Raw genomic sequence first — 25,226 nt, forward strand, 5'->3', positions numbered from 1 at the left:
AAACGGGCGGCGGAAACGCCATTTCCAAGCCTCAGCAGAGGCAAAAAGCCGAAATATGTTCGTTTTTCCGCGACCTGTTAAGCCCCCGAGAACCTGTGCGGCGGGCCTGTGCGCAAGGATGGACCACAGAGACACGGAGACACAGAAATCCGACCGGAGGCGATCCAGCCCTCATGTCTTTATCACTCCGTGTCTCCGTGTCTCTGTGGCGAAAAGCGCCGCCACCATGGAATGCCGCGACGCGGGGCGCCATGCATGGCGGGAATGCCCGCTCCACCGACCGATTCTCCGGCTTTGTCGGGAGGGCCAACCATGCGTATGATCAAGGCCGCCGTTTAACATTTTCAACACCGGCGGACCGGCACCGGCAACGAACGGCTCCGGCAGCGAACACAGGGAAAGCGAACATGACCGACATGGGCACCGCAACGATCGGTAATTCCGCGGCCAGCCGCGACAAGGCGTATTTCCTGCACCCCTACACGAACCTGCACGCGCACGAGACCCAGGGCCCCCTGATCGTGGAGCGGGGCGAGGGCGTGCGCGTCTTCGACGACAGCGGCAAGGAATACATCGAGGGGCTGGCCAGCCTCTGGTGCGTGTCGCTGGGCTGGGGCGAGGAGCGCCTGGTCGAGGCGGCCACCCGGCAGATGCGCAAGCTGCCGACCTACCACGTCTTCGGCCACAAGAGCCACGAGCCGGGCATCGACCTGGCGGAGCGGCTGATCAAGCTGGCGCCGGTGCCGATGTCCAAGGTGTTCTTCGCCAACTCGGGTTCCGAGGCGAACGACACGGTCGTCAAGCTGATCTGGTACTACAACAACGCGCTGGGCCGTCCGGAGAAGAAGAAGATCCTGTCGCGCGTGAAGGCGTATCACGGCGTCACCGTGGCGACGGCCAGCCTGACCGGCCTGCCGAACAACCACCGCGATTTCGACCTGCCGATCGCGCGCATCCACCACGCCGACTGTCCGCACCACTACCGCTTCGCCGAGCCGGGCGAGAGCGAGGAGGATTTCGCCACCCGTCTGGCGGAAAGCCTGGAGAAGCAGATCCTGGCCGAAGGGCCGGAGACCATCGCCGCCATGTTCGCGGAACCGGTGATGGGCGCCGGCGGCGTCATCGTCCCGCCCGCAACCTATTTCGCGAAGATCCAGGCGGTCCTGAAAAAGTACGACATCCTCCTGGTCGCCGACGAGGTGATCTGCGGATTCGGGCGCACCGGCAATTTCTGGGGCAGCCAGACCATGGGCATGCAGCCGGACATCCTGAGCTGCGCCAAGCAGCTCTCCTCCGGCTATCTGCCGATCTCCGCCGTCATGGTGTCGGAGAAGATCTATCGGGCCTGCGTGGACGAAAGCCAGAAGATCGGCACCTTCGGCCACGGCTACACCTACTCCGCCCATCCGGTGGCGGCGGCGGTCGCCATCGAGACGCTGAAGATCTACGAGGAGCGGGACATGGTCGGCCATGTCCGCGCCGTCGCCCCGCTGTTCCAGCGCCGGCTGAAGGCTCTGGCCGACCACCCGCTGGTCGGCGAGGCGCGCGGCGTCGGCCTGATCGGCGCCATCGAACTGGTCGCCGACAAGGAGACCAAGGCCCCGTTCGAGCCGGTGGGCCGGGCCGGCGCCGTCGTCAACGCGCTGACCCAGGAGAACGGCCTGATCATCCGCGCCATGGGCGACAGCGTGGCGCTCTGCCCGCCGCTGGTCATCGGCGAGGAGGACATCAACATCCTGTTCGACCGCCTGACCACGGCGCTGGACGCCGCGATCCCCGTCCTGCGCGGGTAAGCACAGGCCGCGGTACCACGAAGGGCCGCCCCGCCGAACGGCGCGGGCGGCCCTTTGCGTTGGAAGGCGGGGTCAGGAACAGGCGGGGTCAGGAACGGGCGGTGTCGATGATCAGCGTGGAGACCGCCATGTCCGCCGCCGCCGCGTCGCGGAGCAGCGCCTCGGCGGTCGGCCAGACCATGCGCCCATCCAGTTCCACCAGCGAGCCGTTGAGCACCGCGACATAGCCGCCGACGCTTGCCATATGGACCAGCCGCGCCAGACGCACCGGCTGCGGCGCCGGTTCCGCCGCCCGGGACGGCGTTTCGGCGCGGACCGGAGGCGGCACGGCGGGACGCCGCGGCAGGGACGGAGCCGGATTGGCCGCCGCAAGGGGGGCTGGGCGGGAGGACGGGCGGAAGGGGATGACCTTGTTGCCACCGGTGGCGCGGGCCAGTTCCGGACCAGATGTCTGCCGGCCCCGCGCGCTGTCGAACGTCAGAACGGCATTCATCATGCAGCACTCCTCGTCAACGGCTTGAGTGGATTTTCCCATCCTCTCCCTGTCAGCGTCCATACGACCTTGCGCGTAAAATGGTCATGACAAAGGTAATTGGCGTAATTGGAAAGGAAACAATCCGGCCGTCCTGTCCATTATACATTGAAAATATTCAACGACATTGAACGTCAACATTGAAACATGGGCGAGAAAGAGAATTTCCGGATCATCGCAACGATTCGCCACGCTCCGGCCATGGCATAGGCTGTTCAGCGGATCGCCGGCACCGAAAGCCAAGCCGGTCCGCCGGGCCGCCGGGATTGGACTTTCGCAGGACGGACCTTTTGACCTCGGTCAATGCCGGGTGGCAACGCGGCGACGATCATGCCATCTTCCTAACGTGCTAGGCCCGGCGGCTGGATCGTCCGGACGGCACCCGCCCCTTCGGATGAACGCGAACGGAACGCGCGATGGATTACGAGAGCTTTTTCCGCACCCAGATCGCCACCCTGAAGCAGGATGGCCGCTACCGGGTCTTCGCCAACCTCGAACGGCACGCGGGGAACTTTCCGAAAGCCACCTTCCGCGACGCCGCCGGGAAGGAGCGGGAGGTCACCGTCTGGTGCTCCAACGACTATCTGGGCATGGGCCAGAATCCGGTCGTTCTGAAGGCGATGCACGACGCCATCGACGGCGTGGGCGCCGGGGCCGGCGGGACGCGCAACATCTCCGGCACCAACATCTACCATGTGCTGCTGGAGCGCGAGCTGGCCGACCTGCACCAGAAGGAGGCGGCCCTTCTCTTCACCTCCGGCTACGTCTCCAACGACGCGACGCTGGGGACGCTGGGCAAGCTGCTGCCCAACTGCGTGATCCTGTCGGACGCGCTGAACCACAATTCGATGATCACCGGCATCCGCAACAGCGGCGCCGAGAAGCACATCTTCCGCCACAACGACCCCAAGCACCTGGACGAGCTGCTGTCGCAGATCGCCCCGGACCGCCCGAAGGTCGTGGCCTTCGAGAGCGTCTATTCCATGGACGGTGACGTCGCCCCGATCCATGACCTGTGCGACGTTGCGGAGAAGCACGGCGCCATGACCTATCTGGACGAGGTGCACGCGGTCGGCATGTACGGCCCGCGCGGCGCCGGCGTGGCGGAACGCGACGGCGCCATGGACCGGCTGACCATCATCGAAGGCACGCTGGGCAAGGCGTTCGGCGTTCAGGGCGGCTACATCACCGGCTCCACGGCGCTGGTCGATTGCATCCGCAGCTTCGCCGCCGGCTTCATCTTCTCCACCTCCCTGTCGCCGGTCCTGGCCGCCGGGGCGCTGGCCAGCATCCGCTACCTGAAGACCAGCCAGACGGAGCGCGACCGCCACCAGGAGCGCGCGGCGACGCTGAAGCGCCTGATGGCCGACGCCGGCCTGCCGGTGATGCCGTCGGCCAGCCACATCGTCCCGGTGATGGTCGGCGACGCCCACCGCTGCAAGCGCGCCTCGGACGAGCTGATGGAGCGGCACAGCATCTACGTCCAGCCGATCAACTACCCGACCGTGCCGCGCGGGGCGGAGCGCCTGCGCTTCACCCCCACCCCGCTGCACGGCGACGCCGACATGGCGCGCCTCGTCGAGGCGCTGCTCGACGTGTGGAGCCGCCTGGACCTGCGTCTGGCGGCCTGATCCACCACCGATCCCTCGTCCTGGACGGAGGAGGGATTCCGTGATCTCCTGCGATGGCGTCATCGGCGCTCTGGACTTGTGGGCCGGAGCGCCTTACCTTTAGGCGTCGATGAGAACGTTTCGCAACGTTCGGCCCGCAAACGTCGACAGCCACCGCCCGACAGCCACCGTCCAGGAGTTCGCCATGTACCGTGACAACTCGCTGATGCCGAAGGAGGCCGTGCGCCTCGCCGTCCTGGGCACGCTGATCCAGAACGGGCCGCAGCGTTACGCCGATCTGGCCGGCGCGCTCCGCCATTTCCTCGACCGCATCGTCGGCCCGTCGCTCGACCTCATGGGCACCTCGCTGGAGATGCTGCGCTACGAGGGGTTGATCGAGGCGCTGGACGGCACCGGCATGGAGGACAACGCCCTGCTCGGCGCGACCGCGGTCGGAAAGACCGAATTCGGCACGCTGATGCGCGCCAACGTGCGCGCGCCGTCGGCGGACGGGGTGAACAAGCTGGTCATCGCGCTGAAGCTGCGCTTCCTGCATCTTCTGGACGTCGAGTCGCAGCGCGACCAGATCGACCATCTCGCCTCCCTCTGCGAAACGGAGCTGGCCCGGCTGGGCGACCTGAAGCGGGCGAGTGCGGGAAGCGACGGTCATTTCGCCGAATGGCTGGACCACGACATCGCCCAGGCCGAAGAACGGCTGAACTGGTTCAACAATCTCCTGTCGCGGTTGTGAGCGGCGCGGCGTTTTAGCCGCCTTTCATGCGAGCGTTTGTTTCGCGTTAGGGTTCTGGTGTAACTTCGGGGACAAACTGCCTAACCCGAAAGCATAGTCAGGACCCCCGCCATGGCTTCCAACCTGTCGCCCGACGATCTCGAAGACCGCCTGCGCGTCGAATTCATCGACGACGCCCGCGACCGGCTGGAAGTGATGAACGCCGCGCTGGACGGCGTGGCCAAGGGCACGCGGGAGCACAGCGCGGCCATCGGCGTGCTGCGCCTGGAAGCCCACAATTTCAAGGGCATGGGCACCAGCTTCGGCTATCCGACGGTCAGCCTCGTCGCGCACCGCCTGGAAGACTACCTGTCCGGCCTGAAGCAGTTGGAACAGCGCGAGCTGAACGACGCGCAGACCTTCGTGGACCGCATCGCGCAGCTGGTGGACCGGGCTGAGCAGCCTCAGGTTGCGGAAACGAACCAGATCATCCGCGCCCTGCCGGTGCGCTACCAGTTCGAGATCACCGACATCCAGATCAGCAACGTCGAGATCATGCTGGTCACCCCGTCCAAGGTCGTCGCCAAGAAGGTGGGGACGGAGCTGGCGGCCTGCGGCTTCCGCACGGTGACGGTCAGCGATCCCATCGAGTCGATCAGCCTTGCCGTGCGCGTCCCGCCGGACATGCTGATCGCGTCGATGGTGATGGACGGCCTGTCCGGCCTGGACCTGATCCGCGGCCTGCGCGCCATGAGCGTGACGCACAACGTGCCGATGGCGCTGCTGACCTCCATGAACCTGGACAACCCGGCCCTGAAGGAAATCCCGCACGGCGTCTCGGTCATCCGCGTCGGCGAGCATTTCGGGGAAGACTTCGCGGCGGTGGTGGCGAAGCACAACCTCGGCTGAGGGGGCTGAGGGGTTGGATTCTCGACGGACAACAGGGTCTTCACGGATTGCACGGATTTGAAGCACGGATTTCACGAATTTTTTTGATGGCTTGCTCAGCATCGGCTGTTCGATCAGCCCCTACTGAACAAGCCATCAAAAAATCCGTGTCATCCGTGAAAAAATCTATGAAATCCGTGTGAACCCAGTTGTCCACCAACGGGCAGCCACCCGCATCAATACAAGTGCTGCCCCCCGGTGATGAACATCTCCGTCCCCGTGACGTAGCCCGAATCGGGGCCGCACAGGTAGAAGATCACCGCCGCCACATCCTCCGGCGTGCCCATGCGCTTCAGCGGGATGCGCGGGATCAGCACGTCGTATTCCGGGCCGGTCATGGCGGTTTCGATCTCGCCCGGCGCCACGGCGTTGACGCGCACGCCGATCTCGGCGAATTCCACCGCCATTTCGCGGGTCAGGCCGGACAGCGCCGCCTTGGAGGTCGAATAGGCCGACCCCGCGAAGGGGTGCACCGCGTGGCCGGCGATGGAAGTCACGTTGACGACCGCCCCCTTGCCCCGCGACAACGGCGCCGCGAAGCCGCGCGCCAGCACCAGCGGGGCGAAGAAGTTCAGTTCGAACACCCGGTGCCAGCCTTCGATGGCCCCGTTCAGGCAGCCGAGACGCTCCTTGATCGGCGTCTTGGGTGAAATACCCGCGTTGTTGACCAGCGCGTGCAACGGCGCGCCGTCCAGCGCGCGGTTGGCCTCCTCCAGGAAGCGGGCGCGGCTGTCCGGATCGGACAGGTCCGTCGGGATGTGGTGGGTCCAGTTCGGATCGCGCCGGCAATGATCCGGCACCTCCTCGCGGGAACAGGAGATGACCCGCCAGCCCTCGGCGCTGAAGCGCTGCACGGTGGCGTGGCCGATGCCCCGGCTGGCGCCGGTGAGAATGACGGTTTTACGGTGCGGCATGATGTCCACGATAACCCGCTTCGCGCCGCCGCGCCAGCGGGGCCGTTGCCGTCCGAACCTGGACCCGTTGACTGGCGCGCCGCGCCGCCCAACCTTCAGCCTTGTCCCGACCGCGCCCTGCCCCTTGGAGGACCGCCGACGTGCTTCCCCGTTTGATGGCTGTCCTTCTGTTTTCCGGCCTGCTTTCCGGCGGCCTCCTGGCCGGCATGGGAAGCGGTGCCGCGGCGAAGGCCGCCGCCTGCGTGCCGCCCGGCGGCTGGGCCGACGCCTCCGCCCGCCCGCTGGGCGCCGCCGGTCTGCTGCGCCGGGCCGCCGCGTCCCCCGCCGTCCTGCTGGGGGAACGGCACGACAGCGCCGACCATCACCGCTGGCAACTCCACACGCTTGCGGCGCTGCACGCGCTGAACCCCGATCTGGCGGTCGGCATGGAGATGTTCCCGCGCAGCGTCCAGCCGGTTCTGGACCGCTGGAGCGCCGGGCAACTGACCGAGGCGGAGCTTCTGCGCGAGACCAACTGGCCGAAGGTCTGGGGCTACGACGCGCGCTTCTACCTGCCGATCCTGCATTTCGCGCGCATGAACCGGCTGCCGGTGATCGCGCTGAACGTGGACCGCGGGCTGGTCAGCCGCACCGCGCGTGAGGGCTGGACCGCCATTCCCGCCGCCGAGCGCGAAGGCGTGGGCGACCCGGCCCCTCCCCCGCCCTCCTACACCGAGCGGCTGCGCGAGGCCATGGCCGCCCACGGCCCGACCGAGCGCCGGTCCGGCAGCTTCGAGCGCTTCGTCGAGGCGCAATCCGTCTGGGACCGCGCCATGGCGGAGCGCATCGCCGACGCCCGCCGCCGGACCAACCGAACCGTCGTCGCCATCCTGGGCCAGGGGCACATCGAAGGGCGCGACGGCGTCCCTCACCAGCTTACCGATCTGGGGATCGGGGACAGCGTGGTCCTGCTGCCCTGGGACTCGGACCGCCCCTGCGGCGAACTGGACGGGCGGATCGCCGACGCGGTCTATGGGCTGGGCGACGGCGAGACGACGCCCGACACGCCCCGCCCGCGGCTGGGCGTGATGCTGGAGCCGGGCCGGGACGGGGTGCGGGTGCGCGCCGTCACCGAGGGCAGCGTCGCCGCCGCCGCCGGGTTGGCGGCGGGCGACATCGTGGTCGCCGCGGCGGGAACTCCGGTCCGCGAGGCGTCCGACCTGACGGCGGTGGTGCAGCGGCAGGCCCCCGGCACATGGTTGCCCCTGACGGTCAAAAGGGACCAGGGCACGGCGGAGCTGGTGGCCAAATTCCCGGCGGAATAGCGGCGGCTACAGCATCCGTTCCCACTGTGCCAGAATGTCCGGCGTGGGGTTCACCGCCGGGGCGAAGTCGCTGCGGCCCAGCCGCGAGCGGTGTTCCCGCAAGGCCCACTGGACGGTCGGGAAGGCCAGATCGTCCCACGGGATCTCCTCCCAGCGGAACAGCCCGACCTCCGCGCTTTCCGGCCCGGCGGACACGTCCGGCGACAGCAGGCGGGCGCGGAAGATCAACTGCACCTGGCTGATGCGTGGGATGTCGTAGACGGCCAGCAGCGAATCGATCGCGATCCGCGCCCGCGCCTCCTCCCACGCCTCGCGGGCCGCGCCCTCCATGGTGCTTTCGCGTTCCTCCATGAAGCCGGCGGGCAGGGTCCAATAGCCCTTGCGTGGCTCGATGGCACGGCGGCACAGCAGGATGCGGTCCTCCCACACCGCCACCGACCCGACGACGATCAGCGGGTTCTGGTAGGCGATGTAGCCGCAATCCGGACACATCAGCCGCTCGCGGTCCTCGCCGGGCGGGATGGCGCGGACGCGGGGGCCTTGGGGAAGGCTTGGTTTCGGAGGCGGATCGTCGGGCATCCGTCGGATATGGCGCAGACGGGTACGGGGAGCAAGCCCGTATCGCGTCCTGTCCGGCCGCCCTGTCCGGCCGCCCTGTCCGGCCGCCCTGTCCGGAGGGACGGGGGCCGTTCGGCTTTGTTCATTGCCCGTTCTCTTTCCCGATTCGTTCCTGTAGTCTCGCCTGTAGTCTCGCATCCGGAGCGATCTTTGGGGAATTTCATGCAGTTCGCGTTCGACGCACCGTCGGTGGCGCTCGGCGTCCTTGCCGGCGCCCTTCTGGGGGCGGTCCTCGCGGGGATGATCGTGCGCCTGTTCGCCGCACGCGCCGAGGCGGAGGCCGCGGCCATCCGGGCCGAACTGGCCACCCGGCTGGACGTCGCGGAGCGAATCGAGGACGAGCTGCGGGAGGAGGTGGAGGCCCGCGACCATCAGGTCGCCCGGCTGAACGGCGAGCTGTCCGCCGCCCGCGAGCGGCAGGCGGAGCTGTCCACCACGCTGGCCCGCGAGCGCGCGTCGGCGGCGGAGAAGCTGGCCCTTCTGGAACGCGCGCAAGCCACCCTGTCCGACAGCTTCAAGGCTCTCTCGGCGGAGGCCCTGCGCTCGAACAACCGGAGCTTCCTCGACCTTGCCAAGGAGACGCTGGCGACCTTCCAGGAGCAGGCGCGCGGCGACTTGGAGAAGCGGCAGACCGCCATCGCCGACATCGTCGCCCCGGTCCGCCAGTCGCTGGAGCGGATGGACGGCCAGATCCAGGAGATGGAGCGCAGCCGGGCCGGCGCCTACGAGGGGTTGAGGCAGCAGGTGCTGTCGCTGGTCGAGACCCAGGCCCAGCTTCGCGCCGAGACCGGCAACCTCGTCCGCGCCCTGCGCAGCCCGGTGGCCCGCGGGCGCTGGGGCGAGATCCAGCTCCGCCGGGTCTGCGAGATGGCCGGGATGCTCGACCACTGCGACTTCGTGGAGCAGATGAGCGTGGAGAGTGCCGGCGGGCGGCTGCGCCCCGACCTCGTGGTCAAGCTGCCGGGCGGCAAGACCATCGTGGTGGACGCCAAGACGCCGCTGGAAGGCTATCTCGACGGGGTGCAGGCCGGCGACGACGGCGCCCGCCGCGACGGCCTGTCCCGCCACGCCCGCCATGTGCGGGAGCACATGAAGCAGCTCGGCACCAAGGCTTATTGGGACCAGTTCGAGGATTCCCCGGAGTTCGTGGTGCTGTTCCTGCCCGGCGAGAATTTCTTCTCCGCAGCGCTGGAGCACGACCCGGCTCTGATCGAGGCGGGCATCGACCACCGGGTGATCCTCGCCACCCCGACGACGCTGATCGCCCTGCTGCGCGCCGTCGCCTATGGCTGGCGCCAGGAACGGCTGACCGACAGCGCCCGCGAGATCAGCGCGCTGGGCGCCGAGCTGTACAAGCGCCTGCACGATCTGGGCGGCCACATGGAGCGGCTGGGCGTGCAGCTCGACCGGGCGGTGGGCTGCTACAACGGGGCGGTCGGCAGCCTGGAATCCCGCGTGCTGGTCACCGCCCGCCGCTTCCGCGACCTGCACGCCACCCCCGACAGCGCCGAGGAGATTCCGCTGCTGGAGCCGCTCGACCACGCCCCCCGCCCGCTCCAGGCGCCGGAGCTGCGGGCGGCGGCCAGGGCGTGACAGGAGGCGCGCCCCCCTGTTTCGCCTTGCAATGGGCGGGGCCGGTCCCAATTTCCCTCCTGTCATTCTGCTTCGGACTGCCGGCCTGCTACGCCTTCGGGTGCCCAGATCGTCGCTATGCCTGGACACAGTCTGATGCGCTGCACCGGCCGATGCGGCGCCATTCATTCAATCGGAGGGCAATCATGCCTGTCGGTACCGTCAAGTGGTTCAACAGCACCAAGGGCTATGGCTTCATCCAGCCGGAAACCGGCGGCCCGGACGTCTTCGTCCACATTTCCGCGGTCGAGCGCGCGGGCCTGCGCGGTCTGAACGAGGGCCAGAAGGTTTCCTACGAGGAACAGCGCGATCCGAAGCGCGGCAAGACCTCGGCGGAGAACCTTAAGGCCGTCTGAGCCACGCCTCACGGCACGGCATCGGGAGGGGCACCGGGCAACCGGTGCCCTTTTCCGTTGCGCGCTTTTCTTCTACAAGCATCGTCCTGACTTTCGGAGTTCCCCCCATGGCCAAGCCCAAGAAGAAGCAACCGGTGGACAGCGCCTTCGTGCTGTTCGACATTCTGTACGAAGACGGCGCCCGCACCTCCAACCGCAAGGTTCCCAGCGCCCTGGTGGGCGGCCTGGACGGCGACGAGCCGGCCCGCGCCTTCATCGAGGAGCAGGACCGCAAGATCGCCGAGATGTCCGGCAACCCCCGCGGTCCCATCAAGTCGATCACCCGCTCCCCGCTGTGAGGCGCGGCCGGCGGGCATGACATTGGCGGGCATGACATTGGCGGGCATGACATTGGCGGGTTGCGTTTTCCGCCTTCCTTGACCTCGTGGCCCGCCCCCCATATTTTGACAGATTGCCGCATCTCCACGCACCGTTGCTGAGCTCCCATGGCCGTTCTGGATATCCTCGTCGCCCCGCATCCCGTCCTGAAGCAGAAGGCGAAGCCCGTCGAAAAGGTGGACGCCCGCGTCGCCAAGCTGATGGACGATATGGTCGAGACCATGTACGCCGCGAAGGGGATCGGCCTCGCCGCCCCGCAGATCGGCATCCTGGAGCGCGTCATCGTCGTGGACGTGCACGAGAAGGACGAGGAGCCGAACCCCATCCGCCTCGCCAACCCGGAAATCGTCTGGAAGTCGGACGACACCGCGGTGTGCGAGGAAGGCTGCCTGTCGGTGCCCGACCAGTTCGCCGAAGTCACCCGCCCGGCGGCGATCCGCGTCCGTTACCTCGACGAGAAGAACGAACCGCGCGAGCTCGAGGCCGACGGCATGCTGGCGACCTGCATCCAGCACGAGATCGACCATCTGAACGGCGTCCTGTTCGTCGATTACCTGTCGATGCTGAAGCGCAACATGATCCTGCGCAAAGTGCAGAAAATGCAGCGCACGGGCGCCGGCGCCTAACCCTATCGACACTGGACGACCCGTCATGACGCCGCTCCGCCTCGTTTTCATGGGCACGCCGGACTTCGCCGTGCCCAGCCTCCGCGCCCTGGCCGATGCCGGGCACGAGGTGGTCTGCGTCTACAGCCAGCCGCCCCGCCCCGCCGGGCGCGGGCAGCAGGTGCAGAAGTCGCCGGTCCACCGCTTCGCCGAAGAGCGGGGCATCCCCGTGCGCACCCCCAAATCGCTGCGCAACGCCGAGGCGCAGGCCGAGTTCGCCGACCTTAAGACTGACGCCGCGGTGGTCGCCGCCTATGGGCTGATCCTGCCGCAGCCGGTCCTCGACGCGCCGCGTCTGGGCTGCCTGAACGTGCACGGTTCGCTGCTGCCGCGCTGGCGCGGGGCGGCGCCGATCCAGCGCTCGATCCTGGCCGGCGACGCGGAGACCGGCATCACCATCATGCAGATGGACATCGGGCTGGACACCGGCGCCATGCTCCTGAAGGACGCGGTGGCGATCACCGCGGAGACCACCGCCAGCAGCCTGCACGACGCCCTGGCCGACATGGGCGCCCGCCTGATCGTGCAGGCGCTCGACGGCCTCGCCGAAGGCCGCCTGACCGCCGAGCCGCAGCCGGAGGAGGGCGTGACCTACGCCGCCAAGCTGACGCGCGAGGATGGCCGGCTCGACTGGACGCGCGACGCCGCCTTCGTCGAACGGCAGGTCCGCGCCCTCACCCCCTGGCCCGGCTGCTGGTTCGACATCAAGGGCGAACGCATCAAGGTGCTGAAGGCCGAACCCGCGCCCGAGGCACGCAAGGCCGCGCCCGGAACGCTTTTGGACGACCGCCTGACCATCGCCTGCACGGACGGGGCCGTACGCCTCACCCTGGTCCAGCGGCCCGGCAAGGGTCCGGTGGACGGCGCCGCCTTCCTGCGCGGCTTCGCCCTGCCGGTCGGCACCCTTCTCGACGACGCCGCATGCAGCGCTGGAAACTGACCCTCGAATATGACGGCCGGCCCTTCGTGGGCTGGCAGCGGCAGGACAACGGCCCCTCCGTCCAGCAGACGCTGGAGGAGGCGATCGAACGCCTGTCCGGCGAGACCGTACGCGTCCACACCTCCGGACGTACGGACGCGGGCGTACACGCGCTGGGGCAGGTCTGCCATTTCGACCTGGAGAAGCCTTTCACCGGGCTGAAGCTGCGCGACGCGCTGAACTTCCACCTGAAGCCCGCCCCCGTCGCCGTCCTTCTGGCCGAGGCGGTGCCGGAGGACTTCCACGCCCGCATGACCTGCCTGGGGCGCAGCTACGTCTACCGCATCGTCAACCGCCGCGCCCCGCTGGCCCTGGAGACGGGCCGCGCCTGGCACGTCATGCGCCCGCTGGACGCGGAGGCGATGCACGAGGCCGCGCAGGTCCTGGTGGGACAGCACGACTTCACCAGCTTCCGCGCCTCGCTCTGCCAGGCCAACTCCCCGGTCAAGACGCTGGAGCGGCTGGCCGTGGAGCGGGTGGGCGAGGAGGTCCGGGTGCACGCCGCCGCCCGCTCCTTCCTGCACCATCAGGTGCGCAACATGGTGGGCACGCTGGAGCTGGTCGGGGCCGGCAAATGGACCGCCGACGACCTGCGCCGGGCGCTGGAGGCGCGCAACCGCTCCGCCGCCGGGCCGACCGCGCCGCCGGACGGGCTGTACTTCGTCGGCGCCCGCTACTGACGCCCGGAAGGCGGCGGCTGGCGCTCTCCATCGATAGCCGATAGAGTCCCAGGCGAACGAACAACCGGCCGGGTCTCCTCCGCCGTGCATCGACTCCTTGCGCCGTTCCTTTTGCTGGCTGCCCTGCTGCTGCTGACCGGCTGCGGCGTGGACGGCGATCAGGCGGCCCTGTGCCGGAAGCTGATCCCCGCCTTCGAACCCGGCCCCTTCACCGTCGTGGACACCACGGAGATGGCTGGCGAGGAACCGGCGGTGCGCCTGTCCTACCGCGCGGGGGCCGAGACCCACTGGATCGCCTGCCGGTTCGGCGGACGCTTCTTCGATTCGCGCCGGCACGAGCTGGTGGCGGCGGCGACCGACCGCATGGGGTGGCTGACACCCATGCAATTCACCATGCTGCGCGTCTGGGCCGGGCTGCCCGCCTCCCGCCTCGGCCTGCCGCCGGAATCGGCGGGACCGCCGCCGGGGCCGCGGACGGACTGGGCGCCGCTGCTGTTCTTCCTGCAACAGGTCATCAACGCGGCCACGGTGGCCTGCGTCTACGGGCTGCTCGCGCTGGGCTACACGCTGGTCTATGGCATCCTGGGGCAGATCAATCTGGCGATGGGCGAACTGACCATGATCGGCGCCATGCTGACCGCCATGGGGGCGGCGGCGCTGGGCATGGCCGGGCTGGGCAGCCTTCCGCTGGCGGTGCTGGGCGTCTTCGCCACGGTGATGGCCTTCACGGCCGTGCAGGGCTGGACGATGGACCGGCTGGTCTTCCGCCGGCTGCGCCGCACCCACACCCACACGCCGCTGATCGCCGCCGTGGGCCTGTCCATCGCCTATCAGGAGGGGATGAGGCTTCTGCATGGCGCCCGCGACTGGTGGCCCGCCCCCTTCCTGGCCGACCGCCACGAGCTGTTCAGCGACGGCGCCTTCACCGTCACGGCCTTGACGTCCCAGGCGGTGATCCTTCTGATGACCGGAGGGCTGTACGCCCTGCTGTGGGCGGTCATGCAGCGCACCGCCTATGGCCGCGCCCACCGCGCCTGCGCCGACGACGTGGCGGCGGCGGAGCTGGTCGGGGTGGATGTGGACCGCACCGTCGCCACCACCTTCGCGGTCGGCGGCGCGCTGGCCGCGGCGGCGGGGGCGGTGATCGCGCTCTATTACGGCGGGGTGAATTTCTACACGGGCTATCTGGTGGGCTTCAAGGCGCTGGCTGCCGCGGTGGTGGGCGGCATCGGGTCGGTTCCCGGCGCCATGCTGGGGGGTGCGCTTCTGGGGCTCGTGGAAACCTTCTGGTCGGCCTATTTCGCCATCGCCTACAAGGACATCGTGGCCTTCGGCCTGCTCACCCTGTTCCTGATCTACCGCCCGGACGGGCTGATGGGCCGAAGCCGCGGGCGGGGGGACTGACCGGCCCCCCGCCGGGCCGGTCAGGAAAGGACCGCCCCCATGGCCGCGGCGATGGTGTCCAGGTCGCGGTCGGTGACCGCGAACAGTCCGAAGCGGAACGGATAGCCCCAGTTCCGCACCCCCGCGGAGAAATCCAGCCGGTCGAGCAAGGGCTGGATCGGCGTCTCCCGCCCGTCCAGCCACCGCACGTCGCGGCGGAAGGGGACGAAGCCGCCGCCCATGTCGAACTGGTAGGGGTCGCCGTCCCGCACGATCCCCACGGCGGTGAAGGACTGCAATCGGTCCTTCCCCTGGAACCGCTCGGTCGGCGAGTAGTAGGCGACGCGGTCCCCCGGGCGGATGCGGCGCAGCGGCGCCGCCTTGCCGTGGCAGACCTGCATGAAGCCCTCCGCCCGCCCCCGCCGGACATGCTCGGCGGAGGCGATGGCGATCCAGCTTCGGCCCGTGGTCTGGCTCGTGGTCTGGCTCGTGGTCCGGTTCATGGCGGGCCTCACGCTTCCAAGGGGCTGAAGACGCGCAGGCGGTGCCCGTCCGGGTCAAGCGCGACGAAGGTGTGGCCGAAGTCCATGGCGGTGGGCGGCTGGGCGATGGTCAGGCCGCGCTGCACCCAGTTGTCGTGAAGGGCCTGCACCGCGTCGGCGCCGGCCACGCGGAAGCCGATCTCGCTGCTGCCGCCGAGCGGGCCGGCGGAAGCCGCCGGCTCCACCGTATGGCGCGACCACAGGCCCAGCATGACGCCGGAGTCCAGGGCGAACATGGCGAAGGTGGGCGACGCCTCGACCGGCGGCTTGCCGGTCAGATCGGCGTAGAAGGCGGCGCTGGCGGTCGGGCTGTCCACGTAGAGGAGAATGATGTTGGCGCTGAACATGGGCTGGTTTCCTCGCTGGTCTGCGGTGCGGGCGATCCCGTCCGGCGAAGCCCATGCTAGGCGAGGACACTGACAGTTTCTGTCAGCAGCCGTGTGGGGAGGCGCGCAAAAAGCGCTCACCGCTCCCGGATGCCCTCGGCCTCCCGCCACTCCTTCAGCAGCGCCTGCCGCCGCCGCGGGTAGCGGGCCTCCAGCGCCGTCACGGCGACGATGCGGTCGGCACGGAAATGGCGCATCGCCCCGCGCAGCTCGCACCACGCGACCAGGACGCGCAGCCGGTCGAAGAAGCCGAGGGCGAAGGGCCAGATGGTGCGGTCGGTGGGCGCCCCGTCGCGGTCGCGGTAGGCGATGGACAGCTTGCGCTCGCTCCGGATGGCCCGCCGGACGATGGCGAGGTCCACGCCGTCCCCGACGATGGGTTCGCCCGGCCCGACGAGCAGCGCGGAGGCGTCCATGCGGTCGCGGAGGTCCGGCGGCAGCACCGCCGCGATCTTGGCGAGCGCGTTCTGCGCCGCCGCCCCCAGCGAGCCGTCCGCCCGGTCGGCCACCCAGCGGATGCCGAGGGCGAGCGCCTCGATCTCCTCCTCCGCGAACATCAGCGGCGGCAGCAGGAAACCGGGCTGGAGGAGATAGCCGACGCCCGGCTCGCCGTCGATGCGGGCGCCCTGCGCCTGCAAGGTGGCGATGTCGCGGTAGATCGTGCGCAGGCTGACGCCGAGTTCGTCGGCCAGCACATGCCCGCTGACCGGCCGGCGGTGGCGGCGGAGGCACTGGATCAGATCGATGAGGCGTTCGGCGCGCGACAGCGGAGGATGCCCCTAAAACGCCGAAGCGGGGACGGCTTGAAGGCCATCCCCGCTTCGGGCTTCACAGCAGACCGTGAGAGCTTACAGGCTGCGCACGTCCGTCAGGTGCCCGGTCACCGCCGCGGCCGCGGCCATGGCCGGGCTGACCAGGTGGGTGCGCCCGCCGCGGCCCTGGCGGCCTTCGAAGTTGCGGTTGGAGGTCGAGGCGCTGCGCTCGCCCGGCGACAGGCGGTCGGCGTTCATGGCCAGGCACATGGAACAGCCCGGCTCACGCCACTCGAAGCCGGCCTCGGTGAAGATCTTGTCCAGACCCTCTTCCTCCGCCTGCTCCTTCACCAGACCCGAACCGGGGACGACCAGGGCGCGCACGCCCTCGGCCACCTTGCGGCCCTGGGCGATCACCGCGGCGGCGCGCAGATCCTCGATGCGGCCGTTGGTGCAGGAGCCGATGAAGACGGTGTCCACCTTCACGTCGGTCAGCTTCTGGCCGGGCTCCAGGCCCATATAGGCCAGCGAGCGCTCGACCGCGGCGCGCTTGCCGGCGTCGGCCACGTCCGCCGGGTTCGGCACGGTCGCGGTGATCGGCAGCACGTCCTCCGGGCTGGTGCCCCAGGTAACCTGCGGAACGATGTCGGGGGCGTTCAGCACGACGGTGGTGTCGTAGACCGCGCCCTCGTCCGACGGCAGGGTCTTCCAGTACTCCACCGCCTGCTCCCAGGCGCCGGCCTTCGGAGCCAGGGCGCGGCCCTTGACATACTCGAAGGTCTTCTCGTCCGGAGCGATCAGGCCGGCGCGGGCGCCGCCCTCGATGGCCATGTTGCAGACGGTCATGCGGCCTTCCATCGACAGGCCGCGTATGGCCTCGCCGGCGAACTCGATGACGTGGCCGGTGCCACCGGCGGTGCCGATCCTGCCGATGATCGCCAGCACGATGTCCTTGGCGGTCACGCCCGGCGGCAGTTCGCCGTCCACGCGGACCAGCATGTTCTTGGCCGGCTTCTGCAGCAGGGTCTGGGTGGCCAGCACATGCTCCACCTCCGACGTGCCGATGCCGAAGGCCAGAGCGCCGAAGGCGCCGTGGGTGGCCGTGTGGCTGTCGCCGCAGACGATGGTGGCGCCGGGCAGCGTGAAGCCCTGCTCCGGACCGACGATGTGCACGATGCCCTGGCGGACGTCGTCCATCGGGAAATAGCGGACGCCGAAATCACGCGCGTTCTTGTCCAGCGTCTCGACCTGGATGCGGCTCTCCTCCTCGGTGATGCCCTTGGAGCGGTCGGTGGTCGGGACGTTGTGGTCGGGCACGGCGAGGGTGGCTTCCGGGCGGCGCACCGGACGGCCGGCAAGCCGCAGCCCCTCGAACGCCTGCGGGCTGGTCACCTCATGGACCAGATGGCGGTCGATGTAGAGGATGCAGGTGCCGTCGTCCTGACGGTGGACGACGTGGCTGTCCCAAATCTTGTCGAACAGGGTGCGCGGCTTGGACATAGCAACTCTCTCTCGCGGCAATTCTCTCTCGCAAACCACAGACCGGACGAACGAAGCGTGCGGTAAGAGGGCGGCACAATAGCCGTCTCTTTCAACCAGGACAAGGCCGGGACAGGGCCGGGGCTGTGGAAAACACCCGCCCTGCCGCATCGGGAAAAAACGGCGGTCCCATCCCCCGCCCGTTGGGTGGCGGGCGGGGCGGCCCTATGGTAGCGTCCGGCACCGCCCCATAGGATGAAGGGTTATCCCGTGACGGACCGCACTGTCCGCTGTGAACGCTGCGAACGGCCCTATCCCGCCGACCTGCCCGGCTGCCCCAGTTGCCGGCGCATCCGCCAGACCAACATCGCCATCGCCACCACCATGATCCTTCTGGTGCTGTTCGCCATCGGCGGCTGGTTCGGCATCCAGGTTCTGACCGGCTTCTCGACCGGCGCCACGCCGTAACGCCGGCCCCTTGCGGGGCTGCCGCACGGGGAACGCAGACCTCCCGCCCCCGCCCGCGCCGTAGGATGCGGCAAAATCGGGGTGGGAGGACTCATGAGTGGGCCGGGTGCGGCGGTCTACGCGCAGCTTGCGGGGATCGTTCTGTTCTGGGGTGCCAACTGGCCCCTGATGAAGCTGGCCCTGTCCGACATCGGGCCGCTGACCTTCTGCCTTCTGCGCTTCGCCGGGGCGGCGGCGGTGCTGGCTCTGCTGTCGCGGGTGCTGCGCTTTCCCCTTGTGCCGCAGCGCGGGGAACGCTGGCCGCTGGCCCTGGTCGGGCTGTTGCAGATCGCCGGCATGCTGGATCTCAGCTCCATCGGCTTGCGGGTGGTGCCGCCGGGGCGGGCCGCGGTGCTGGCCTACACCATGCAGATGTGGGCGCTGCCGCTCGGCGTGCTGCTGGCCGGGGAGCGCTTCACCCGCGGACGGGTCATCGGCGCGTTTCTGACCTTCGCGGGCGTTCTCATCTTCTTCAACCCGGCGCTGCTGGACTGGAGCGACCCGGCGGTGCTGACGGGCAACGGCCTGCTGCTGGCCTGCGCGCTGAGCTGGGCGCTGGGCGCCACCGTCTACCGCCGCCGGGGCCAGCGGCACGGCGGCTGGCGCACCCCCTTCTGGACGCAGACCTTCTGGCAGATCGCCGTCAGCGCGCTGGCCACCGCCCCGCTGGCCCTGGCGGCGGAGCACGCCCGGCCCATCCATTGGACACCCGCGCTGGGCGGCGTGCTCGCCTTCAACTGGGTGATCGCGACGGGGCTGTGCTTCTGGTGGTGGGCGAAGTCGCTGACCGCCATGCCCGCCGCCCAGGCCGGGCAGATCATCTGCCTTGTTCCGGTCACCGCCCTGCTGCTGAGCGCGGTCTTCATGGGCGAGCCGCTGACGATCGGCGTGCTGGCCGCGGTGGCGCTGATCGGGGCGGGGATTCTGACGACGATGCGGGCGCGGTAGGGGGGTGGTTCGGGGAGTGGTTGAGTTGGGTCCCCACCCAGCTCTCCCCCGTGTTGCAGGGGAGGGCTTTTTTTATTGCCCAACGCCGAACACCCGCCCGGATCGCTCCGGGCGGGTGCTGGTGTAGGCGTACCGAACGGAAGGGCGCCGGATTACTCCGCGGCGGCCTTCGTGTTCATGCCGCGGCCGGTCGTGCGCTCGGCGATACGGGCCGACTTGCCGCGACGGTCGCGCAGATAGTACAGCTTGGCGCGGCGGACGGCGCCCTTGCGGACCAGCTCGATCGACTCCAGACGCGGGGAGTAGAGCGGGAACACGCGCTCCACACCCTCGCCGTAGCTGATCTTGCGGACGGTGAAGGACGAGTTCACGCCGGCGTTCCGGCGGGCGATCACGACGCCCTCGTAAGCCTGGACGCGCTCGCGCGTGCCCTCGACCACCTTCACGTTCACGCGGACGGTGTCGCCCGGCGAGAACTCCGGAATGGTCTTGCCGCCGAGGGCCTTCTCGATCTGCTCCTGCTCGAGCTGCTGCAACAGGTTCATGACACTACCCCTTTCCATCGGTGCGCCTCGCGGCGGACCGTCACTCTGGTTTCGGGCCGCGCCGGCGACCCCGTTTCCCAATCTGACCCTCGGCCTTGCGCCCCGCCTCGTAGCGGTCCCACAGGTCCGGACGCCGGGCCTGGGTGATCCGCTCCGCCTCGGCGAGCCGCCAGGCGCGAACCTTCTCGTGGTGGCCGGACAACAGGATGTCCGGGACCGACCGTTCCACACCCTGCCCGTCGGTCCAGACCGCGGGCCGGGTGTAGTGGGGGTATTCGAGCAACCCCCGTTCGAAACTTTCCTCGCCCGCCGTCTCCACATTGCCCATGACACCGGGGAGCAGGCGCACCACGGCGTCGATCAGGCACAGGGCGGCGGTCTCGCCGCCGGACAGCACGAAATCCCCGAGGCTGACCTCCTCAAGGCCGTGCGCGTCCAGCACCCGCTCGTCCACCCCTTCGTACCGGCCGCAGAGCAGGGTGACCACCGGGGTGGCCGCCAGCTCCTTGACCAGCTCCTGGTCGAGCACCCGTCCGCGGGGCGACAGGTAGATCGCCCGTCCGCGTCCAGGAGTGCCCGGAGAACCCGCCGTCGCGGTCAGAGCCGCGTCCAGCACGTCGGGCCGCATGACCATGCCGGCCCCTCCGCCGAAGGGGGTGTCGTCGACGGAGCGGTGTTTATCGCGCGCGAACGAGCGGATGTCCACTGATTCCAGCGCCCAGACTCCATTTTCCAGCGCCTTTCCGGCGAGGCTGAGCCCCAGCGGACCCGGAAACATCTCCGGGAACAGCGTCAGAACCTTGACCGTCCAGGCAAGAGAACCGGAAGCGCCGTGATTCACGGGCGGGTTCCCTCGTCTTCAGCGTCATCCGCGCCCTTCGGCGCGACCTCTCCGTCGCCAACCACTGCACTGTCTTCCGCCTCGCCCTCGCGCGCTTCGATGACGGCGGGAAGATCGACCACGACACGGCCTCCCTTCACATCGACCACCGGAACGCAGGCGCGGGTGAAGGGCAGCATCTCCAGCGGCCCCGATTCCGTGCGGATCTCCAGCACGTCACCGGCTCCGAAGTCGTACAGCGCCTTCACCGTGCCCCAGACGGTGCCGTCGGCGAGTTCCGCACGCAGGCCGATCAGGTCGGCGTGGTAGAACTCGTCCTCGTCCTCCGTCTCGGGCAGGGCGGAACGGTCCACATAGAGCCGGACACCGGTCAGCTCCTGCGCCTGCTCGCGCGTGGCGATGCCATCGACGCGGACCAGGAACAGGTCCTTCATGGTGCCTTGAAGCGTCAGCGTGAAGCGCCGGGCGCCCCGCTCGTCCGAGAGGGGGCCGTAGGACGCCACGGCTCCCGGGTCCTCCGTGAAGCTTTTCACCTTCACGAGGCCGCGGACGCCGTGCGCCCCGGCGAATTGGCCGACGCAGACTTTCATGGACATGGCTGAGCGTGTGCGTTGCGGGCATTCTGCCCCCTCCCTGACCCTCCCCTGCGAAGCGGGGGAGGAAGGGACCCGCGGAGCGGGAGGGTGGGGGCAACGAGCCTTCCCTTTATCAGCCCTCGGCGGCGGCCTTGGCGGCGGCCTCGGCCTTCAGACGCTCCTGCGCCTTGGCCTTCGGGGCGGACTTCTTCGGGGTCTCGCGGACTTCCGGCTTGGCGATCAGGCCGGCGTTCGCCAGGAACAGGGCGACGCGGTCCGTCGGCTGGCCGCCGACCGACAGCCAATGCTTGGCGCGCTCGGCGTCCAGGACGATGCGCTGCTCGTGCTCGCGCGGCAGCATCGGGTTGTAGGTGCCGATCTTCTCGATGAAGCGGCCGTCACGCGGGCTGCGCGAATCGGCGACGACGATCGAGTAGAACGGGCGCTTCTTGGCGCCACCACGGGCCAGACGGATCTTCACGGACATGGGACAGTCGCTTCCTTGGTGTAGTCGCTTGATGTGCGGTTGAACGTGATCGCGCTCGTCGCGCGGTGCTTTCGCCGGGGGCTCAGTGCGGCCCCCGGAAATTCTTCGGCAGAAGGCTTTGCAGCCCGTGGCGCATCAGCCCCTTCTGCCCCAGCTTCTGAACCTGCTTCATCATCCCGCGCATGGTGTCGAACTGCTTCAGCAGCTTGTTCACCTCCTGCACGCTGGTGCCGGAACCGGCGGCGATGCGCTTGCGGCGCGACGCCTTGATGAGGTCGGGGTTCTTGCGCTCCTTCTTCGTCATCGAGGAGATGATCGCCTCCTGGCGCTTGATCATCCCGTCGTCGATGTTCGCGTCCTTGAGCTGGTTCTTGATCTTGCCGATGCCCGGCAGCATGCCCATCAGGCCGGACATGCCGCCCATCTTGCGCAGCTGCTTGAGCTGGGAGGCCATGTCGTCGAGGTCGAAGCCCTGGCCCTTCTCCATCTTGCGGGCGAGCTTTTCGGCCTCTTCCTTGTCGATGGTCTCGGCGGCCTTCTCGACCAGCGACACCACGTCGCCCATGCCGAGGATGCGGCCGGCGATGCGGTCGGGGTGGAAGGCCTCCAGGGCGTCGATCTTCTCGCCCATGCCCAGCAGCTTGATCGGCTTGCCGGTGATCTGGCGCATCGACAGGGCGGCACCGCCGCGGGCGTCGCCGTCCACGCGGGTCAGCAGGATGCCGGTGATGCCCACCTTGTCGTTGAAGTTGGTGGCGACCGTCACCGCGTCCTGGCCGGTCATGGCGTCGGCGACCAGCAGCGTCTCCGCCGGCTTGGTCGCGTCGCGCACGGCGGCGACCTCCGCCATCAGCTCCTCGTCGATGGACAGGCGGCCGGCGGTGTCGAGCATGACCACGTCGTAGCCTTCGCGGCGCCCCGTCTCGATGGCGCGGCGGGCGATGGCGACGGGGTCCTGGCCGGGAACGATGGGCAGGGTGGCGACGCCGGTCTGCTCGCCCAGAACCTTGAGCTGCTCCTGGGCCGCCGGGCGGCGCACGTCCAGCGAAGCCATCAGGACCTTCTTGCGGTCCCGGTTCTTCAGGCGCAGGGCGATCTTGGCGGTGCTGGTGGTCTTGCCCGAGCCCTGGAGGCCGACCATCAGGATCGGCACGGGGGCGGCGGCGTTGAGGTTGATGTCCTCGCCCTGCCCCAGCATCTCCACGAGGTTGTCGTGGACGATCTTGATGACCTGCTGGCCGGGGGTGATCGAGCGCAGGACCTCCTGGCCGACGGCGCGTTCCTTGACCTGGCTGACGAACTGCTTGACCACCGGCAGGGCGACGTCGGCCTCCAGCAGCGCCACGCGCACCTCGCGCAGCGCGGCGTTGACGTCCTCCTCGCTCAGCGCGCCGCGGCGGCGCAGCTTGTCGAAGATGTCGCCCAGGCGTCCGGTCAGGCCATCGAACATGGGTCAGCGGTCCTCAGTTTCGGTCTCCATCCGCTCGAACGCGATCGGCTCAAGCACAAACGAGCCAGTGCGCGAAACTCGCGGACTGGCGGAGGTCCCCGGCACGCAGGCCGGCGGTACCCGGTCGATGGCTCGACGGATGCAGGTCGGCGGACCATACGCATCGCGGGGGGCGGAGTCAACCATGCTGCACGCGCGCCGCGACGGGACCTCTTGCGGAACCGGCCGGGAAAGGCCACTATTCCCTTACGCAACCAAGGGCTTTGCCGCCCCGGCCCAGCGCCCGTGATAGAACGCATTCGAGGCGCACTTGAATAAAGCGTTACCGATTGTTAACTTTTTCTTCGCGGCTCTTCTTTAGAGTGGGCCGCGACACCAACCCGGGATTTCCCTGATGCCCCCCGCGCAAGGCCTCGGAACGAACACGCCGCGCACGAAGCTGACGCAGAGCCAGCTCAACACGATCCTTCTCCGGCATCAGGCTTTCCGCAAGAGCCAGCCGGGCGGCGTGCGCGCGAACCTGAAGATGCGCGACCTGTCGCATCTGGACCTGTCCGGCATCGACCTGTCCGACGCCGACCTGTCGGGGGCGAAGCTGTTCAGCGCCCGGCTGACGCGGGCCAACCTGACCAACGCGAACCTCTACGCCGCCGACCTGCGGCTGGCCAACCTGGAGAAGGCCGATCTGCGCCGCGCCGACCTGCGCGGGGCCTGCCTGCGCGGCGCCGTCCTGTCGGAAGCCGTGCTGGTGGAGGTGGACCTGCGCGACGGCACGCTGCTGCACTACACCCCTTCGGGGGAGATGACGCATCACAGCTTCGAGGATTCGGTCATCACGTCGGAGCTGACGGCGGCGGTCATCCGCGGCGCCGACCTGTCGCGGGCCAAGGTGGCGAACGCCTTCGTGATGCAGACCGACCTGACCGACGCGATCCTGCGCGGCACGAAGTTCATGCGCGCCAACCTGACCAACTCCAACCTGACGGGCTGCGACCTGACCGACGCCGACCTGTCGGAGGCGAACCTGACCGGCGCCCGGCTGTCCGGCGCGGTGATGACCGGCTGCGCCATCGGGCGCGCCAACTTCACCAACACCAACCTGATCGGCGCCATCCTGGACGCGGCCCAGCTCCGCTCCCCCAACCTGTCCGCCGCGGTGATGGCGAAGGTGCTGGAGAACCCGGACGACGACCTGCGCAACATCCTGACCCTGCACCTCGCCTGGATCGACAGCGGCGGCAAGGACGGCAAGCGCGCCGACCTCTCCTCGCTCGACCTGTCGGGGCGCAAGCTGGAAGGCATCAACCTGTCCGCCGGCATCCTGCAATGCATCACGCTGCGCGGCGCCTCGATGATGGGCGCCTCGCTCGCCATCGCCGACCTGTCGCTGTCGGACCTGCGCAAGGTGAACTTCACCAAGGCCGACCTGCGCGGCGTGAATTTCGAGCGGGCGACCCTGACCGGCGCCAACCTGACCGAGGCGCAGCTCGGCCCCGTGCACATCCACGGCTCCAGCAGCCACGTCTGGCGTGCCAACCTCCAGCGCGCCCGCATGGGCATGGCGGTCCTGAAGAACGCCGACCTGCGCAAGGTGAACCTGTCCGGCGCCAACCTCGCCGGGGCCGACCTGCGCGGCGCCAACCTGAGCGAGGCGGACCTGACCGGCACCGACCTCACCGGGGCGGATCTCGACGGGACGGTGCTGGACGGCACCCGCCTGTCCGAGGCCATCGGGGTCGACGAAGCCCTTACCGGCACCTGAGCGCCCTTGTCAGGGCGTTTTCAGGGCCGCCGCGTCCAGGGACCGGAACGGTAGGCCGTGCGGACGTGGTTGATCAGCAGGTTGCGCGCGTCGATCAACTGGGCCATGCGGTCGCGGCAGGCGACCACCCCGGTGTCCGGATGATAGACCGGGGCCAACTCGCGGAAGCGCTTCACCACCCGGTCCTCGTCGAAGCACCATTCGTTGACGAAGCCGAACATCTGCGCGGCGTCGCGCACCTGGGTCAGCTTGCCGTCCAGCGGGCGGAAGGACACCCGTTCCAGCGCGTGGGCCAGCGCCTTGTTCCGGTAGGTCAGGGTTTCCACCACCCCTTCCAGCCGCCCCGCCTCCCCGGCGGGCATCAGCCGGCAGCCGGGGTCGGCCAGCGCCAGCGCCGCCGCCAGCGCCCGGCGGATCGCCGGCGCGGCGT

27 protein-coding genes and 1 pseudogene are annotated in these 25,226 nt (G+C 69.0%); 15 read left to right on the forward strand and 13 right to left on the reverse strand.

Translation table 11 applies throughout. The features are described from left to right. The first annotated feature begins 416 nt into the window (after positions 1 to 416). The gene (locus QSG27_RS16470) at positions 417 to 1,793 is read left to right on the forward strand and encodes an aspartate aminotransferase family protein (protein WP_306708001.1); all 1,377 of its coding nucleotides are present in this window, start codon (positions 417 to 419) and stop codon (positions 1,791 to 1,793) included. 88 nt (positions 1,794 to 1,881) lie between these two features. Here the strand turns inward: QSG27_RS16470 and QSG27_RS16475 are convergent, their stop codons facing one another. Beyond that, complete coding sequence (locus QSG27_RS16475; RefSeq protein WP_306707957.1) at positions 1,882 to 2,289, reverse strand: hypothetical protein; 408 nt, start codon at positions 2,287 to 2,289, stop codon at positions 1,882 to 1,884. 452 nt (positions 2,290 to 2,741) lie between these two features. On the opposite strand from QSG27_RS16475, the gene hemA reads away from it, so the two are divergent. The 3 genes from hemA to QSG27_RS16490 all read left to right on the forward strand — a co-directional run bounded on the left by hemA (position 2,742) and on the right by QSG27_RS16490 (position 5,574). Further along, positions 2,742 to 3,956 carry a 5-aminolevulinate synthase gene (gene hemA, locus QSG27_RS16480; RefSeq protein WP_306707959.1) on the forward strand — a complete coding sequence of 405 codons (1,215 nt, stop codon included), beginning with the start codon at positions 2,742 to 2,744 and terminating at the stop codon, positions 3,954 to 3,956. A gap of 184 nt (positions 3,957 to 4,140) precedes the next feature. Beyond that, entirely contained in the window at positions 4,141 to 4,686 is a 546-nt protein-coding gene (locus QSG27_RS16485) for a hypothetical protein (RefSeq protein WP_306707961.1), read from the forward strand. A gap of 111 nt (positions 4,687 to 4,797) precedes the next feature. Beyond that, positions 4,798 to 5,574, forward strand: a complete 777-nt coding sequence (locus QSG27_RS16490) for an Hpt domain-containing protein (RefSeq protein ID WP_306707962.1) — start codon at positions 4,798 to 4,800, stop codon at positions 5,572 to 5,574. A gap of 215 nt (positions 5,575 to 5,789) precedes the next feature. On the opposite strand, the gene QSG27_RS16495 is transcribed toward QSG27_RS16490, so the two are convergent. Next, the gene (locus QSG27_RS16495; protein ID WP_306707964.1) at positions 5,790 to 6,527 is read right to left on the reverse strand and encodes an SDR family NAD(P)-dependent oxidoreductase; all 738 of its coding nucleotides are present in this window, start codon (positions 6,525 to 6,527) and stop codon (positions 5,790 to 5,792) included. 155 nt (positions 6,528 to 6,682) lie between these two features. On the opposite strand from QSG27_RS16495, the gene QSG27_RS16500 reads away from it, so the two are divergent. Next, complete coding sequence (locus tag QSG27_RS16500) at positions 6,683 to 7,831, forward strand: ChaN family lipoprotein (protein WP_306707966.1); 1,149 nt, start codon at positions 6,683 to 6,685, stop codon at positions 7,829 to 7,831. 6 nt (positions 7,832 to 7,837) lie between these two features. Here the strand turns inward: QSG27_RS16500 and QSG27_RS16505 are convergent, their stop codons facing one another. Continuing rightward, positions 7,838 to 8,410, reverse strand: a complete 573-nt coding sequence (locus QSG27_RS16505; RefSeq protein ID WP_306707968.1) for an NUDIX hydrolase — start codon at positions 8,408 to 8,410, stop codon at positions 7,838 to 7,840. A 201-nt stretch (positions 8,411 to 8,611) separates the two neighbouring features. Between QSG27_RS16505 and rmuC the strand changes: the two genes are divergently transcribed. From rmuC to QSG27_RS16540, 7 genes are all read left to right on the forward strand, one after another. Beyond that, complete coding sequence (gene rmuC / locus QSG27_RS16510; RefSeq protein WP_306707970.1) at positions 8,612 to 10,042, forward strand: DNA recombination protein RmuC; 1,431 nt, start codon at positions 8,612 to 8,614, stop codon at positions 10,040 to 10,042. A 185-nt stretch (positions 10,043 to 10,227) separates the two neighbouring features. Next, the gene (locus QSG27_RS16515; RefSeq protein WP_306707972.1) at positions 10,228 to 10,437 is read left to right on the forward strand and encodes a cold-shock protein; all 210 of its coding nucleotides are present in this window, start codon (positions 10,228 to 10,230) and stop codon (positions 10,435 to 10,437) included. A gap of 107 nt (positions 10,438 to 10,544) precedes the next feature. Beyond that, positions 10,545 to 10,775, forward strand: coding sequence for a hypothetical protein (locus QSG27_RS16520; protein ID WP_306707974.1), 231 nt, complete (start codon positions 10,545 to 10,547; stop codon positions 10,773 to 10,775). Positions 10,776 to 10,922: 147 nt separating this feature from the next. Next, a complete protein-coding gene (gene def / locus QSG27_RS16525; protein ID WP_306707976.1) occupies positions 10,923 to 11,441 on the forward strand; it encodes a peptide deformylase in 519 nt (172 codons plus the stop codon). Between the two features lie 25 nt (positions 11,442 to 11,466). Further along, on the forward strand, positions 11,467 to 12,420 hold the full coding sequence (gene fmt, locus QSG27_RS16530) for a methionyl-tRNA formyltransferase (RefSeq protein ID WP_306707978.1): 954 nt from the start codon (positions 11,467 to 11,469) through the stop codon (positions 12,418 to 12,420). Then, positions 12,402 to 13,139, forward strand: a complete 738-nt coding sequence (gene truA, locus QSG27_RS16535; protein ID WP_306707980.1) for a tRNA pseudouridine(38-40) synthase TruA — start codon at positions 12,402 to 12,404, stop codon at positions 13,137 to 13,139. Before fmt ends, truA begins: the two co-directional genes overlap by 19 nt. 84 nt (positions 13,140 to 13,223) lie before the next feature. Next, positions 13,224 to 14,543: a branched-chain amino acid ABC transporter permease gene (locus tag QSG27_RS16540; protein WP_306707981.1), complete on the forward strand. Its 1,320-nt coding sequence runs from the start codon at positions 13,224 to 13,226 to the stop codon at positions 14,541 to 14,543. 20 nt (positions 14,544 to 14,563) lie between these two features. Here QSG27_RS16540 and QSG27_RS16545 read toward each other — a convergent pair whose 3' ends face one another. The 4 genes from QSG27_RS16545 to leuC form a co-directional block, all read right to left on the reverse strand. Then, positions 14,564 to 15,025, reverse strand: a complete 462-nt coding sequence (locus QSG27_RS16545; RefSeq protein WP_306707982.1) for an EVE domain-containing protein — start codon at positions 15,023 to 15,025, stop codon at positions 14,564 to 14,566. Positions 15,026 to 15,033: 8 nt separating this feature from the next. Next, complete coding sequence (locus QSG27_RS16550; RefSeq protein WP_306707984.1) at positions 15,034 to 15,411, reverse strand: VOC family protein; 378 nt, start codon at positions 15,409 to 15,411, stop codon at positions 15,034 to 15,036. A gap of 116 nt (positions 15,412 to 15,527) precedes the next feature. Beyond that, positions 15,528 to 16,217, reverse strand: coding sequence for a helix-turn-helix transcriptional regulator (locus QSG27_RS16555; protein WP_306708003.1), 690 nt, complete (start codon positions 16,215 to 16,217; stop codon positions 15,528 to 15,530). Between the two features lie 81 nt (positions 16,218 to 16,298). After that, positions 16,299 to 17,702: a 3-isopropylmalate dehydratase large subunit gene (gene leuC / locus QSG27_RS16560; RefSeq protein WP_306707986.1), complete on the reverse strand. Its 1,404-nt coding sequence runs from the start codon at positions 17,700 to 17,702 to the stop codon at positions 16,299 to 16,301. Positions 17,703 to 17,951: 249 nt separating this feature from the next. Between leuC and QSG27_RS16565 the strand changes: the two genes are divergently transcribed. Both QSG27_RS16565 and QSG27_RS16570 read left to right on the forward strand, forming a co-directional pair. Beyond that, the gene (locus tag QSG27_RS16565) at positions 17,952 to 18,149 is read left to right on the forward strand and encodes a hypothetical protein (protein ID WP_306707988.1); all 198 of its coding nucleotides are present in this window, start codon (positions 17,952 to 17,954) and stop codon (positions 18,147 to 18,149) included. 93 nt (positions 18,150 to 18,242) lie between these two features. Then, positions 18,243 to 19,136 (forward strand): DMT family transporter, encoded by an 894-nt coding sequence (locus QSG27_RS16570; RefSeq protein WP_306707990.1) that lies wholly within the window; start codon positions 18,243 to 18,245, stop codon positions 19,134 to 19,136. Between the two features lie 152 nt (positions 19,137 to 19,288). On the opposite strand, the gene rplS is transcribed toward QSG27_RS16570, so the two are convergent. From rplS to ffh, 5 genes are all read right to left on the reverse strand, one after another. After that, positions 19,289 to 19,681 (reverse strand): 50S ribosomal protein L19, encoded by a 393-nt coding sequence (gene rplS / locus QSG27_RS16575; protein ID WP_109070757.1) that lies wholly within the window; start codon positions 19,679 to 19,681, stop codon positions 19,289 to 19,291. Positions 19,682 to 19,721: 40 nt separating this feature from the next. Next, positions 19,722 to 20,522: a tRNA (guanosine(37)-N1)-methyltransferase TrmD gene (trmD, locus tag QSG27_RS16580; protein ID WP_306707992.1), complete on the reverse strand. Its 801-nt coding sequence runs from the start codon at positions 20,520 to 20,522 to the stop codon at positions 19,722 to 19,724. Further along, complete coding sequence (gene rimM / locus QSG27_RS16585; protein ID WP_306707994.1) at positions 20,519 to 21,118, reverse strand: ribosome maturation factor RimM; 600 nt, start codon at positions 21,116 to 21,118, stop codon at positions 20,519 to 20,521. Before rimM ends, trmD begins: the two co-directional genes overlap by 4 nt. Positions 21,119 to 21,230: 112 nt before the next feature. Then, positions 21,231 to 21,584, reverse strand: a complete 354-nt coding sequence (gene rpsP, locus QSG27_RS16590) for a 30S ribosomal protein S16 (protein ID WP_306707996.1) — start codon at positions 21,582 to 21,584, stop codon at positions 21,231 to 21,233. Between the two features lie 82 nt (positions 21,585 to 21,666). Continuing rightward, a complete protein-coding gene (ffh, locus tag QSG27_RS16595) occupies positions 21,667 to 23,034 on the reverse strand; it encodes a signal recognition particle protein (protein WP_306707998.1) in 1,368 nt (455 codons plus the stop codon). A 394-nt stretch (positions 23,035 to 23,428) separates the two neighbouring features. Here ffh and QSG27_RS16600 point away from each other — a divergent pair, with 394 nt between their 5' ends. Beyond that, positions 23,429 to 24,796, forward strand: a complete 1,368-nt coding sequence (locus QSG27_RS16600) for a pentapeptide repeat-containing protein (RefSeq protein WP_306708000.1) — start codon at positions 23,429 to 23,431, stop codon at positions 24,794 to 24,796. A gap of 20 nt (positions 24,797 to 24,816) precedes the next feature. Here the strand turns inward: QSG27_RS16600 and QSG27_RS16605 are convergent. After that, a pseudogene (locus QSG27_RS16605) lies at positions 24,817 to 25,226 on the reverse strand (hypothetical protein); the annotation flags it as partial.

Source organism: Azospirillum isscasi (assembly GCF_030849505.1).
GTDB lineage: Bacteria > Pseudomonadota > Alphaproteobacteria > Azospirillales > Azospirillaceae > Azospirillum > Azospirillum isscasi.